Origin of the sequence: Pseudorhodobacter sp. W20_MBD10_FR17 (assembly GCF_052119765.1) — a bacterium.
GTDB lineage: Bacteria > Pseudomonadota > Alphaproteobacteria > Rhodobacterales > Rhodobacteraceae > Pseudorhodobacter.
In genome coordinates this window covers 38,310-52,141 of sequence record NZ_JBGQOQ010000012.1, presented here as the reverse complement: position 1 = coordinate 52,141, position 13,832 = coordinate 38,310, and the positions used below count along the sequence as shown (strand labels likewise).

The window sequence follows — 13,832 nt, the reverse complement described above, 5'->3', positions numbered from 1 at the left end:
CTCCTGTTCTTCAGGGATTATTGGCAAAGACGAGCACCGATTGGGCCGGTGCAACAAGCGGTGAGATCGCAGGATTTTTTGACGAAAAATCGGGGCGCGTGGTATCAAGCAAAAGGTGCCACTGGGGCACGGTATCGGGCAAATGAACGGGCCTCTCATGGCCCGCGTTAAACAGCACAAACAGCGCGTCGGTATTCGGCTCGGCGCTGTGCTTTTGCGAGGACGCAGACAGGCGCAGCTCTAGCCCCAAGCAGCGAAAGCCCGCGTCATGCCAATCGGCACCGGTCGGCTCGGCGCCATCAGCCCGCCGCCAGATGATGTCACGCAAGCCGTCGGGGCGCGTTGCCGCATGCAAGAACCGCTTTTGCCGCAACACAGGATGGCTCTGGCGCAAGGCAATCAGCCGCGCGGTAAAGGCGATCAGGGCCGCATCGGCACCGTCCCACGTGACCCAGCCAGTGGCGTTGTCTTGCGCATAGGCATTGTTATTGCCGCCCTGCCCGTTGCCCAGTTCATCCCCTGCCAGCAGCATCGGGGTGCCTTGGGCCAGCAGTAACGTAGCCAGCATATTGCGTTTGCGCAGGTGGCGGGCGTCATTGATTTGCGCGTTGTCGGTCGGCCCCTCAACCCCAAGGTTATCTGAATGATTGTCGCCGTGGCCATCGCGGTTCTCTTCGCCATTGGCCAAGTTGCGTTTCACGGTGAATTGCGTCAGATCATCCAGCGTAAAGCCGTCATGCGCGGTCAGGAAGTTTACCGACGCGGTTGCAGGCCGGTTATCATGGTCAAACTGCCCCGCACTGCCCAACAGGCGCGCCGACAGGTCGGGGGCCATGCCCGCATCGCCGCGCCAAAACCGGCGGGTTCCATCGCGGAACTTATCATTCCATTCGGCAAAGGGGTGCGGAAAATTGCCCAACTGATAGCCACCAGGGCCGATATCCCACGGCTCTGCAATCATCTTGGTTTTGGCCAGCGTCGGGTCTTGGCGAATGGCATCCAACAGGCCTGCATGTGGGTCATAGCCACCGGCCTCACGGCCCAGAACCGACCCCAGATCAAACCGAAATCCGTCAACGCCCATATCCCGCACCCAAAAGCGCAGGGAATCCATGACCATACGCAACACCATCGGGTGCGACAGGTTCAACGTGTTGCCGGTTCCGGTATCATTAATGTAATAGCGCCCACCATCCCGCAGGCGGTAATAGCTGGCATTATCAAGGCCGCGATAGGCCAGCGTTGGCCCCATCTCGTCGCCCTCGCCCGAGTGATTATAGACAACATCAAGGATAACCTCGATACCAGCCGCGTGAAAGGTTTCGACCATCTGGCGAAATTCGGCCACGGCATCAGCGCTGGCATAGCGCATATCGGGGGCGAAAAAGCCCAAGGTTTGATAGCCCCAATAGTTGCGCAAACCACGCGACACCAGAAAGCGGTCGTCAATAAAGCTGTGGACGGGTAGCAATTCAATCGCGGTGACGCCCAGCTTTTTCAGGTGGTCAAGCATCGGTGCCGCGCACAGCCCCAGATAGCGACCTCGCATCCCCGCGGGAATATCAGGGTGCTGCATGGTCAGGCCTTTGGCATGGGCCTCATAGATCACGGTATCGGTCCAAGCACGGTTCGGGCCAGCAACTGCTGGCGCAAGCGGCTGTACAACCACGCATTTGGGCATGAACGCAGCCGAGTCGCGTGTGTCCATCGCCAGATCGGCGCGGGCTGCCCCGACCTTATAGCCCATTAGCGCCTCAGACCACCGCAAAGCTCCGTGAAACGCACGGGCGTAAGGGTCGATCAGCAGCTTGTTCGGGTTAAAGCGCTGGCCTTGCTCGGGGGCATAAGGACCATGCACGCGATAGCCGTAACGCGCGCCCGCCTGCAGCCCGTCAACCTGCGCCGTCCAGATGTCCCCATCGCGGTCGGGCATCGTGATGCGGCTTTGCTCTTTTTTGCCATCACTGGAAAACAGGCACAGTTCCACCCGCTCGGCCCCAGCCGAGAAGAGCGCGAAATTGACGCCGTCGCCTGACGGTGTGGCGCCAAGCATATAGGAGGTGCCGGAAACGGCGCTGAGAGAATTCATGCAATAAGGCCGTCATAAAGGGCCGCGTAACGCGCAGCGCTGTTGTCCCAGCCCACAGGATGGTGCATCGCATTGTGCATCATCTGAGACCAGATTTTTGTATCGGCATGCAAAGCTATCAGGTTTTGCAGCGCAAGACCAAAAGCTGCGGCATCGGTGGGATGAAAAGTAATCCCTGTCGCCACGCCTGCCGCCAGCGCCGCCGGATTGGCCGTGATAACGGTATCGGCAAGCCCGCCCACAGCCGCCACCACTGGCAAAGTGCCAAAGTGCAAGCCATACATTTGTGTCAGCCCGCATGGCTCAAACCGCGATGGCACCAAAACGGCATCACCGCCCGCAAACATGCGGTGGCTTAGTGCCTCATCATAGCCGATGCGCACCGACACGCGACCGGGAAACCGTGCGGCAAGCTGGTGCATCTGTGCCTCTAGCGCCGGATCGCCACTGCCCAGAATGGCAAGACCGCCCCCTTCCGAGATGAATTTCTCCATCACAGGCGGGATAAGGTCGATACCTTTTTGGTCTGTCAATCGGCTAACGACAATCGCCAAAGGGCCGGGGACATCAAGGTCGAACTCGGCACAAAGCGCGGCCCGCGCCTGCGCCTTGCCTTCTGGGGCATTGGCCGAAAACGGATGCTCGGCCGCCTCCGGCGACCACACATCGGTATCAACCCCGTTCAAGATACCCGACACATCGGCGGCACGCGCAGCGATAACACCTTGTAAACCCATACCAAACACGGGCCGCCCCAGCTCACCTGCATAGGTCGGCGAAACCGTGGTAATCTTATGCGCGGTAATCAGACCGGCCTTTAGGCTGGACAACCCGCCGAAATATTCCAAAGCGTCAGGGTAATACTGTTCAGGCGGTAAACGCAGTGCATAGAGCTGCGAGACAGGCGTAAAGCCTTGGAACGCAATATTGTGGATTGTCATCACGCTGGGCACATCTGCGCCAGAATAGGCCAAATAGGCAGGCGCAAAACCCGCTTGCCAATCATGCGCATGTAACACATCGGGCCGCCATCCATCGCTCAGACCATCGCGCGCAATCGCGGCACCGGCCCAGCTTAGGGCGGCAAAGCGGATATCATTATCATGCCAATCGCCATGCGGGCCAGAATACGGGCCGCCCTCGCGGTCATACAAATGCGGCGCATCCAGCAACAGCACCGAGATTCCGGCAACCGTGCCCGCAAAAACCCGGCCGGGGCCGCCGAACAAATCCGGCTCAAACCACATCTCATCCCAGCCCGCAGCTTGCGCGCGCAAACTGCGATACGCAGGCATCAAGACCCGCATCTCCCAGCCCTGCCCAGCCAAAGCACCGGGCAATGCGCCCACCACATCGGCCAAACCACCGGTTTTCAACAGCGGAACACATTCCGACGCCACCGAAAGTACGCGTCCCATCCTAAGCCTCATCATCTGTTCAAAAATATCTTCGGGGGGTCTGGGGGGCAGACGGCCCCCCAGCGCTGGCCATCAAAGCCTATCCCAGTTTTCGCGCGCGTGCATCCAGCATATCTTGCGTAATCAAAACCACGCCTGCATCCGTGCGCCGGAACCACTTTGCGTCTTCCAGCGGGTCCTTACCCACCACAAGCCCCTCAGGGATAATCACCCCACGATCCACAACGCAATTTTTCAGCTCGGCCTTGCGGTTCACAATCACATCGGGCAGCGCCACGACATACTCAAGGTTGGCAAAACTATGCGTCCGGCACCCTGTAAACAACAAGCTGTTCGACACCGAAGACCCCGAGACAATGCAATCCCCTGCGATCAGCGACGACACGGCCGAGCCGCGCCGGTCAGGGTCGTTATGAATAAATTTTGCCGGTGGCTTAATCTCGGCATAGGTCCAGATTGGCCACGCGTTATCATAAAGATCCAGCTTTGGCACAAAATCAGTCAGGTCGATATTGGCCTGCCAAAACGCATCAATTGTGCCGACATCACGCCAATAAGGTTCGGTTTCCAGCCCGCTGGTCACGCAACTTTCGGAAAACTGATGCGCCATGGCTTTGCCGTTTTTCACAATATCGGGGATGATGTCATTGCCGAAATCATGGCTGGAATTGGTATCCTCGGCATCGCGGATCAACAGCTCGCGCAGGAAATCCCAGTCGAAAATATAAATCCCCATGGAGGCAAGCGCCGATTTCGGGTCGCCCGGCATATGCGGCGGGTTGGCCGGTTTTTCCAAAAACGCGGTGATGCGCAAATCTTTGTCGACATCCATCACGCCAAAGGCCGTGGCCTCGGCCAGCGGCACAGTCAGGCAACCAATAGTTACATCGGCGCCGGTTTCGACATGCTGTTGCAGCATGACCTCGTAATCCATTTTATAGACATGGTCGCCCGCAAGGACGATCACATATTTGACGCCATAGCTGTCAACGATATCAATGTTTTGCGTCACAGCATCAGCCGTGCCCAGATACCATTTATTTTCAGCGACCCGTTGGCTGGCGGGTAAAATATCCAGATATTCGTTCCGCTCCGCCCGAAAAAAGCCCCAGCCGCGCTGCATGTGGCGGATCAGGCTGTGCGCTTTGTACTGCGTCGCAATCGCCATTTTACGGATACCCGAGTTCAGCGCGTTCGACAGCGCAAAGTCGATGATCCGCGTTTTACCGCCAAAATAGACGGCGGGTTTGGCACGTTTATCTGTAAGCTCATTCAAGCGGCTACCGCGGCCCCCCGCCAAGACAAAGGCCATGGCCTGTGATGACAGCCGTTGGTTCGATTTTGGATTCATGGGTTCTCCCCTCCCCTTAAGTACTTGCCCGAAATATCGGATTTTATTTTTTGGACGGTTTAAAGAACACCGTCGAAAGTGGTGGTAAGGTAACCATGGCCGACTGTGGCTGGTTGTGGCATGGCGTGGCCTCGGATGTGATGCCCCCCATATTGCCGCGATTTTCGCCGCCATAGGTGCTGGCATCGGTATTCAGCACCTCATCCCAAGCGCCCGCCACTGGCAGGCCAAGGCGGACGTGACGTTCCACCGGCGTAAAATTGCAGGCGACAAGCACGGGCGCATCCTCGGCCCCGCCACGCCGGACAAAGGCATAGGTAGAGCCATCGGCATCCTCGGCCGAAATCCACTCAAAGCCTTGAGGGCGCGTGTCATTCAGGTACAAAGACGGGGTGTCACGGTAGAGCGTGTTCAAGTCACGGACCAGCGATTGCACGCCCAAATGCGGGGTTGCACCTTCGCCCTCCAGCTCATGCCAATCAAGGCTGCGGGCATGCGCCCATTCGCCCCATTGGGCAAACTCGCAGCCCATAAACAGCAATTTTTTGCCCGGATGCCCCCACATAAAGCCGTAATAGGCCCGTAAGTTAGCGAATTTCTCGGCGTCATTGCCCGGCATTTTTTTGATCATCGACCCTTTGCCATGCACCACTTCGTCATGGCTGATCGGCAGAATAAAGTTTTCCGACCACGCGTAATGCAGGCCAAAGGTCATTTGGTGGTGGTGGTGTTTGCGGTAAATCGGATCGCGCTGCATGTAGGACAACGTGTCGTTCATCCAGCCCATGTTCCACTTAAACCCAAAGCCAAGGCCGCCATGGTTGACAGGCCGCGACACACCCGGAAAGGCGGTGCTTTCTTCGGCCACGGTCATCACGCCTTCGCATTCGCCGTAAGCGGTGATGTTCATGTTTTGCAGCAGGCCGATGGCCTCATAATTCTCGCGCCCGCCGTCACGGTTGGGCACCCATTGCCCCGCTTCACGGCTGTAATCACGGTAAAGCATCGAGGCCACAGCGTCGACGCGCAAGCCGTCGAGGTGGTATTCCTCTAGCCAATACAAGGCGTTAGAGATTAAGTAATTGGCAACCTCAACCCGACCATAGTTAAAGATCAGGGTGTTCCAATCTTGGTGAAAGCCTTCACGCGGGTCGGCGTGTTCGTACAAAGCTGTGCCGTCAAACCGGCCAAGCCCGTGCGCATCAGACGGGAAATGCCCCGGCACCCAATCAAGCAGCACCCCAACGCCAGCCTTATGCGCCGCATCAATAAAGGCGCGAAATTCGGGCGGCGTGCCGTGGCGGATGGTGGGGGCAAACAGGCCCACAGGCTGATAGCCCCAAGAGCCATCAAAGGGATATTCCGAAATCGGCATCAGCTCGATATGCGTAAAGCCCATGTCGGTGACATAGGCGATCAACTGGTCTGCGAGTTCCGCATAGCTGAGCATCCGGTCGCCCGGTGCGCGCTTCCATGACGCCAAATGCACCTCATAAACCGAGATTGGCGCATCGACATTTTGCACGGTTGCGCGGGTTTTCATCCATTTCGCATCATGCCAGTCGGGGTTACGCAGATCGCGCACCACCGAGGCATTGGCGGGTGGGTGTTCAGAGCCAAAGCCAGCGGGATCGGACTTAAGCGGCATCACAGCGCCGTCGATATTGCGCAACTCGTATTTATAGGTTGTGCCTTCGGTCAGGCCTGGGACGAAAATCTCCCAAACGCCCGTCGGGCCACGGCGGCGCATCGGTGTGCGGCGGCCATCCCAAACGTTGAAATCACCGACCACAGACACACGCTGCGCATTGGGGGCCCAGACGGCGAAATGCACGCCGTCAACGCCCTCATGCGTCATCAAATGCGCGCCCAAAACCTGCCAGAGACGTTTGTGTGTGCCTTCGCCCAGCAAGTATTCATCCATCTCGCCCAAGACGGGGCCAAAGCGGAAGGGGTCATCAAATTCCCACTGGGTGCCGCTGCCCTTGGCGCGCAGGCGGTAGGCTGCATGCTCCGGCAGATCAACGGTGAAAAAGCCGGCCACATCTTTCAGCGGTGTGGCCTGAATTTCGGTTTCCGCCCCAGCTTTGTCAGCGACCAACACGGTCAGGCTATCTGCGCCCGGAACAAAGGCGCGCAATTGCCACGCCTTGCCAACAGGATGCAGCCCAAGGACCGAGAACGGATCGCCGTGCGTACCCTGCGCAATTGCGCGGGCGGTGTGAATGGACAGCGGTGGCGTGGCGTTCGGTTCCTTGGGCATAGATCCCCCTTTTTGTGCCCTTACAGGGCCGATTCAACAGACCAAATATCAGCCATATAGCTGCGGATCGTACGGTCAGACGAGAAGAAACCCGAACGTGCCGTATTCAGCGCCGCCATTTTTACCCAGTGTTCGCGATTGGCAAAGGCCGTGTCAACATCTGCTTGTGCGGCGCGATACGTATCGAAATCGGCAGCGACAAGGAAATAGTCGTGATGCCACACACGATGCACCAGATCATGGTAGCGATCGGTTTGGTCGGGCGAGAACTGACCCTCGGCAATCGCTTGCAACACGCCTTGCAAAACGGGGCTTGCCTCAATCGCTTCACGCGCGTGATCGGGGTTTTCGCGACGGGTGACAACCTCGGCCGCCGTCAGGCCAAAGAGGAAGAAGTTATCCGCCCCGACATGTTCCAAGATTTCAACGTTCGCGCCGTCAAGCGTACCGATGGTCGGCGCGCCGTTCATCATGAACTTCATGTTGCCCGTGCCAGACGCCTCTTTGCCAGCAGTCGAGATTTGCTCGGACAGGTCAGACGCGGGGATAAGCCGTTCCGCCATCGAGACGTTATAGTTGGCAGGATAGACGACTTTCAGCAACTCGCCAACTTCAGGGTCATTATTAACAACGCTCGCCACGTCGTTGATAAGATGAATGATTTCCTTAGCCACGAAATAGCCCGGCGCGGCCTTGCCGCCAAAGATCTTGACGCGCGGCACCCAGTTGCCATTCGGGTTGGCCTTGATCGCCTGATATTGGGCGATGGTTTCCAAGATGTTCAGCAACTGGCGTTTGTATTCGTGAATACGCTTGATTTGCACGTCAAAGATCGCGTCGGGGTTCACCTTAACGCCGCAGTCTTGTGCCAGCCAGTTGGTCAACTCGGCCTTGTTTTTACGCTTTTCCGCGTCAAAAGCATCGCGGAAACCGGCGTCATTCACATGGGGTTCCAGCTCTTTCAACCGGTCAAGGTGGTCTTCCCAGCCCTCGCCGATCGTATCGGTAATCAGACCGGCCAGCGGGCGGTTGGCCATGCGCAACCAGCGGCGCGGTGTGACGCCATTGGTTTGGTTGATAATGCGGCCGGGGTGCAGCTTGTTCAGTTCTGGGAACAGGTTTTGCTTTACCAAATCCGAATGCAGCGCCGAGACGCCGTTCACCTTATGCGCCGTGATAAAGGCCAGCTCGCCCATCCGCACTTCGTGGTGTTTGACGATGCCAACATAATGCGGGCGGTTGGGGTGGGCGCGGCGGTGGGCGCTGTCGATTTGCTCAACGATTTGCATGTGGCGCGGCAGCACCGTGCCAAAGGTAAAGGTGGCCCATTTTTCCAACGCTTCGGGCAGCAATGTATGGTTGGTATAGCCAAGGCAGGCTTGGGCGGTTTTGAACGCCTCGTCAAAGTCCAGCCCATGTTGATCGACCAATAGACGGATCAGTTCCGGCCCGGCGATTGCGGGGTGGGTGTCGTTCATCTGAATGGCGGCATATTTCGGCAAAGCACGCACATCAAGGCCCGCGGCGGTGTGGCGGCGGAGGATGTCTTGCAGCGCGGCCGAGGTCAGGAAAAACTCTTGCTTTAGGCGCAACTCCTTACCCTGATAGGTGGTATCATCGGGGTAGAGCACGCGTGACAGGGTACGGGCCAGCGCCTCGGGTTCGGCTGCGGCGGCGTAATCGCCACGGTTAAAGCGTTCCAGATCAAACTGGGTGGTGGCCTTGGCCCCCCAAAGGCGCAGGGTGTTGGCCCATTTTCCCTGCCAGCCAACGACCGGCATATCATAGGCCGAGGCGATCACGGTTTCGCCGGGCGTCCAGACATTGCCAGTCATCTGGCCTTTGAACGGAATGGTATAGGCGGCCTCGGGGCGGGCAAATTCCCATGGGTTGGACTGCGACAGCCAATCTTCGGGGGTTTCAACCTGATAACCGCTTTCAAACCGCTGACGGAACAGCCCGTGCTCATACCGGATGCCATAGCCGTAAGCAGGGCACCCAATGGTGGCCATGCTTTCCATAAAACACGCAGCCAAACGGCCAAGGCCACCATTGCCAAGGGCGGCATCAGGCTCATCCTCGATCAAAGACCGGTAATCTTGGCCGAAAGAGGCCATGACATCATGCGCCTCTTGGTCAAGACCAAGGTTCATGGCGGCATCTTCCAGAATGCGGCCAATCAGAAATTCCATCGACAGATAGTAAACGCGTTTGCGCCCTTCGGCCCATGTGCGGCGGGTCGAGGTGAACCAAGGCCCCACCACATGATCGCGAATAGCAAAAGATAGCGCCATGCGCCAATCATAGCGGCTGGCGTGATCAACATCTTTGCCAAGCGTAAAGGTAAGGTGGCGCAAGACATCTTCGCGCAGAGCACCGGCTTTAAGGGACGGCACAGCGGCCGCATTTGGGTTTGACGGCATATTCACGTTTAGTATCCTGATATTGGTCGCCCAAACTGGGGGCAAATAAGGTTCGGTCGCAGATTGAACGCTCACCCAAACAAGGACAAGAGCCCGCAGCACAGACACCGAAATGAATTGCCGTCTTGTTGTATGATAGCGCTAACAAAGTCAAGTCAGATAGGCATTTGCACAATATTGGGGCGACACTGGTGCAGCATTGGCGCGGGCCACCAGAGACTGCGCAGTCTCACTGATCTAGATCATGGTAGAAGAGATTTTGCCGCGATAACGCTGTGATTGAACAGATAGGGGCACAGAATGAGACTTACCGTTCGGACCAATCTTGCGATGCGTACATTGATGTTTTGCGCCGTGAACAAAGGCCGCGTTGTGCGCAAGCATGAGATTGCAGAGGTGTGCAATGCGTCGGAAAACCACCTCGCGCAGGTGATCCATAAACTGGCGCAGGCAGGGCTGATTACCACAGTGCGCGGCCGGTCCGGCGGGCTGGTTTTGCAGCGCGACCCCGCAGAATTACGGGTGGGTGAGGTGGTGCGGACGTTTGAAGGTGACGTGCCGCTGACGGAATGTATGGAGGCCGATAACGGCAATTGCCCATTGTCAGAGTATTGCAGCCTGAAATGCGCCTTCTCAGATGCTTTGAATGCGTTCTACGCCTCTTTGAACCGGCTGACCGTGGCTGACCTTGTCGCAAACAACACCGATTTGACGCGGCTGCTGTCCGTCGCCTGAAGCGGGGTGCCAGAAGTCACGGTTTGTTGCAGATTTGCATCTAGGTCGGCTGATTTCGGCGGGGTTTTGCGTGTTTTTCAACGTGCTTGGTCTTTGTGAAAACTCCCCCTTGCGGCTTTGATTTTGGGGGACTACATCGCCGCAAACTTACCTTGTTGTGGTCATTAATTGGCCCCGACGCCCCTTAAAACTTTAGTGATCTGACTGTTGCAAGACAGCCGTCACACATGGAACGCAGAAAATGACCAAATCACCTGTTACCCCGCAGCAAGGCAGCACCCCTGCCCCAACCACGCAGCAACAAGGCCAGGCCCCAAGCAGCAGCCAACAGCAAGGCCAGACTGTCTTTCGCGACTGGGCATCTATTTAAGACGGGGCATCTATTTAAGGCGCAGGCCTTAAACACGAGATCAAAACGGTTGGCCTGACCTTTGGGTCAGGCTAAGTTTGGCGCAATATTTGGGGATTTGCCATGCCGTCCGACTTGGTGCCCGACTTGGTGCCACAGAACACGCCTGTTTCAAGCATCCCGAACTTGGGGCCGGCAACAGAGGCAGCCTTTGCCAAGGTAGGCATTCATTCCGCCGAGCAGTTGCGTCGTTTGGGGGCCGATGCGGCCTATTTGGCGCTGCTGAAATCGGGCACAGCGCCGCATTTCATTGGGTATTATGTAATTGTCATGGGGCTACAAGGCCGCCCGTGGAACGATTGCATAGGTGCCGAGAAAGCCGCCCTTCGCAAGGCGTTTGACGCGCTTAAGGCGCAAGTTCCCCGCATGCCCCCCAAAACCGACTTCAGCGAGCTTGAGGCTGCGCTGGATTTCCTGGGCGTGGTCGAGCGTAAGCGCTAACCCGCTATCGCCCGTAACAGACGGGCACGCGCGGGCGGGATTGCGGCGATTTCGACGCCGGTAAAAACATGCATGGTGCGCAACTGCCGGTCAAAGACCGCGTGATCGCTGACCCACCCCCCCATCAGCAAATAGGTGCGTAGCAGCGGCGGCAGGCCGATTGGGCCGCTTTCGGGAATGATACCCCCAAGGTCCTTGGTGAAATCAAACACCTCGGGGGCTTTGGGTTGGGGCATCCACTGCTTTGGTGCCGCGTGTTTGGCGTGCAGCACGCGAAACGCATTGACATGCAGGGCCGGATCATCCCCCGCAAATGAGCTACAGCCAAACAACAAGCGCACGCCTGCGCTATCAACCCATTGGGTCAGCGCGCCCCAAGCCATGCGCAAGATATCCGGGGCGTGATCATCTGGGTGAAGGCAGAACCGGCCAATCTCCAACATCGGGCCTTGGAACTGCGCCAGTGCGGCCAAATCGTAAAACTGCGCCGAATAGCTGTCGGGCAGGCTTGCGGCTGTTGGCAGATGCATAAGGCGAAAGCAGCAGACCAAGGTTGCGCTGTGCAGATCTTCGACCAAAATCTGGGTGCATCGCGCATCATAGCTGTCACCTGCTGATAAGTAAGCGGGCCCCGCCTCGACCTCAGGATATGGGGCAAAGCAGCGTTTGCGCAAGGCAAAAACTGCGGCCAGATCGGCACTGGTTTTGGCTGCCCGACAGAGGTAGCGACCTTTGCGCAGCTGCAGCACCGATAGGATCCTTTGGTCTTGAATACGTCGAGATATCTTTTGTTGCGGGGTGACGCAAGTTTTCCCGAATATGCGGGGTGCCGTACGATGATGCAAGCCACAGCTGAATAGATCGACCGCAAAACCAAGGGCCCGGCACGGGTTTAAACGAATCACTGCCCTAGGTTTGAGGCCCGTAATTTAGCGGCTTGTCTGATCCAACACATAGTTGCTAACCCCAAGCAGGAAAAAGGGCTGAAAGCGCAACCGCCCCCAGCCCTTTTTGAAAATGAACAACCGCTTGGGGTTATTCTTTGATGATATCTTTCGCACGCAACCTGCCAACGCTGCTGAACAGCTGGTTCAGGAAGCCAACGCCTTTGATATTGGTTTCGGTCACGCGCCGTGACAACGCCACAACGCGACCATCGGCCAAACCAAAGCGTTCGATGTTTTCGACAACGCCCCGCTTATCAAAGGTGATCGCAAGGACTTGGCGGTCAATTTCTTCGGGCGCTTTGGGGCCCACTTGCTCAAACCGGCTTTGAACATAGTACCAGCCATCGTCGTTCAACAGCCCGGCAGCCGATGGTCTGCCGATAGCGGAGGCCACGTCTTGCTGGGTCGAGACGCCCACTTTCACAGGCTCCAACTCTACATCCGTTGGCACATAGCCGTGATTGCGATAAATCGCGGAACATCCCGACAGCAGAACAATGCACCCTGCCATGACCAATTGCGCGAATCGCGTTTTCATCTTGCCTGCCTGCACTTCCATCGCACCCTCTTGCCTATGAGACATAAGCCTCGTATCCCGATCCGGATTTCCGGCGTTGCCTTTGGCTTACAGAAGGATAGGCTTCTGTTCAAGAAAGGAACGCATTTAGGATGACGGCTTACACCAATCCGCCCACCAATCTGTCGGGTTAAAGCGGCTAGGTTACAGAAAAGGACCAAGAATGACACAAAACCAGCATCGGGGCGGCGAAGACGGCATTGCTGCTATTCCGTTTAGCGAAGAATATAAGGTGGCAACCCTGTCGAGCCGCAAGCCTAACCGGTTCGACCTTACGCCCAATACCAAGACGCGGGCGGCGATTGCGGCCTATCTGGGCATTACCGCGATCAGCAAGTTGCAGTTTACCGGCATGATTTCGCCCAAAGGCCGGCATGACTTCACGCTTGAGGCCGTGTTAACGGCGGTGGTCGAGCAACCTTGTGCGATCACCCTTGAGCCGGTCATAACCCATTTGCGCGAAGACGTGGCACGAACCTATCTGGCCAAATGGGAAAACCCGACCGGCGACGAGCAGGAAATTGACGATGACACCACCGAGGCACTGGGCGAGGTGATTGACGCAGGTCATGTCGCGGTTGAGGCGTTGTCGCTGGCCCTGCCCCCGTTTCCACGGGCAAAGGGCGCCGTCTTAGCGGTATCCGAATTCACAGCCCCCGGCACCGCGCCGTTGCGCGATTCTGACTTGCGGCCGTTTGCCGGATTGGCAGCGTTAAAAGCCAAGCTGGAAAACCCCGAAAGTGACGTAGAATAAAGCCGTTGTCATACTGGTTTCAGGTGCAGGTCAGAAAGGGCTTGCACCTGCGCAGAATCCCAGTATGTTCCGCGCTCGTTTATATCGTGGATCAGACGCGCTCAGACTGTTGAGTTACGGCCAGATCCCAAAGGAAATTCAGGGCATTAGCCCTCAGCACCCCGAGGTCGAGACATGGCTGTTCCGAAGAGCAAAGTTACTAAATCCAAACGCAACATGCGTCGTGCACACGATGCTTTGGTAGCGTCCAATCCAGCAGAATGCTCTAACTGTGGCGAGTTGAAGCGCCCGCACCACGTTTGTGGCGCATGCGGTCACTATGACGCACGCGAAGTTATTGCGTCGACAGAAGAAATCGATCTGGACGAGGAAGCGGCGTAAGCCGTTCGCCTTTGTCCTAACGCATGACGATGAGCACCGACACA

11 protein-coding genes are annotated in these 13,832 nt (G+C 57.3%); 4 read left to right on the top strand and 7 right to left on the bottom strand.

The window, feature by feature from the left end; translation table 11 throughout:
• Positions 1–10 precede the first annotated feature (10 nt).
• The 5 genes from glgX to ACEN2J_RS10160 all read right to left on the bottom strand — a co-directional run bounded on the left by glgX (position 11) and on the right by ACEN2J_RS10160 (position 9,544).
• The gene (gene glgX / locus ACEN2J_RS10180) at positions 11–2,089 is read right to left on the bottom strand and encodes a glycogen debranching protein GlgX (RefSeq protein ID WP_442105522.1); all 2,079 of its coding nucleotides are present in this window, start codon (positions 2,087–2,089) and stop codon (positions 11–13) included.
• A complete protein-coding gene (gene glgA / locus ACEN2J_RS10175; RefSeq protein ID WP_442105521.1) occupies positions 2,086–3,519 on the bottom strand; it encodes a glycogen synthase GlgA in 1,434 nt (477 codons plus the stop codon). The genes glgX and glgA overlap by 4 nt, the downstream gene beginning before the upstream one ends.
• Positions 3,520–3,586: 67 nt before the next feature.
• Positions 3,587–4,858: a glucose-1-phosphate adenylyltransferase gene (glgC, locus tag ACEN2J_RS10170; protein WP_442105520.1), complete on the bottom strand. Its 1,272-nt coding sequence runs from the start codon at positions 4,856–4,858 to the stop codon at positions 3,587–3,589.
• A 43-nt stretch (positions 4,859–4,901) separates the two neighbouring features.
• Positions 4,902–7,121, bottom strand: coding sequence for a 1,4-alpha-glucan branching protein GlgB (glgB, locus tag ACEN2J_RS10165; RefSeq protein ID WP_442105518.1), 2,220 nt, complete (start codon positions 7,119–7,121; stop codon positions 4,902–4,904).
• Between the two features lie 20 nt (positions 7,122–7,141).
• Entirely contained in the window at positions 7,142–9,544 is a 2,403-nt protein-coding gene (locus ACEN2J_RS10160) for a glycogen/starch/alpha-glucan phosphorylase (RefSeq protein WP_442105627.1), read from the bottom strand.
• 300 nt (positions 9,545–9,844) lie between these two features.
• On the opposite strand from ACEN2J_RS10160, the gene ACEN2J_RS10155 reads away from it, so the two are divergent.
• Together ACEN2J_RS10155 and ACEN2J_RS10150 are read left to right on the top strand one after the other, a co-directional pair.
• Positions 9,845–10,279, top strand: coding sequence for an RrF2 family transcriptional regulator (locus ACEN2J_RS10155; RefSeq protein WP_442105517.1), 435 nt, complete (start codon positions 9,845–9,847; stop codon positions 10,277–10,279).
• Positions 10,280–10,751: 472 nt separating this feature from the next.
• Positions 10,752–11,129: a TfoX/Sxy family protein gene (locus ACEN2J_RS10150; RefSeq protein WP_442105516.1), complete on the top strand. Its 378-nt coding sequence runs from the start codon at positions 10,752–10,754 to the stop codon at positions 11,127–11,129.
• On the opposite strand, the gene ACEN2J_RS10145 is transcribed toward ACEN2J_RS10150, so the two are convergent.
• Together ACEN2J_RS10145 and ACEN2J_RS10140 are read right to left on the bottom strand one after the other, a co-directional pair.
• Entirely contained in the window at positions 11,126–11,878 is a 753-nt protein-coding gene (locus ACEN2J_RS10145; RefSeq protein ID WP_442105514.1) for a GNAT family N-acetyltransferase, read from the bottom strand. The genes ACEN2J_RS10150 and ACEN2J_RS10145 overlap by 4 nt on opposite strands.
• 286 nt (positions 11,879–12,164) lie before the next feature.
• Complete coding sequence (locus ACEN2J_RS10140; RefSeq protein ID WP_442105512.1) at positions 12,165–12,614, bottom strand: outer membrane protein assembly factor BamE; 450 nt, start codon at positions 12,612–12,614, stop codon at positions 12,165–12,167.
• 202 nt (positions 12,615–12,816) lie between these two features.
• Between ACEN2J_RS10140 and ACEN2J_RS10135 the strand changes: the two genes are divergently transcribed.
• Positions 12,817–13,407 (top strand): YceD family protein, encoded by a 591-nt coding sequence (locus ACEN2J_RS10135; RefSeq protein WP_442105510.1) that lies wholly within the window; start codon positions 12,817–12,819, stop codon positions 13,405–13,407.
• 174 nt (positions 13,408–13,581) lie between these two features.
• Positions 13,582–13,788 (top strand): 50S ribosomal protein L32, encoded by a 207-nt coding sequence (rpmF, locus tag ACEN2J_RS10130; RefSeq protein WP_442105508.1) that lies wholly within the window; start codon positions 13,582–13,584, stop codon positions 13,786–13,788.
• Positions 13,789–13,832: the final 44 nt, after the last annotated feature.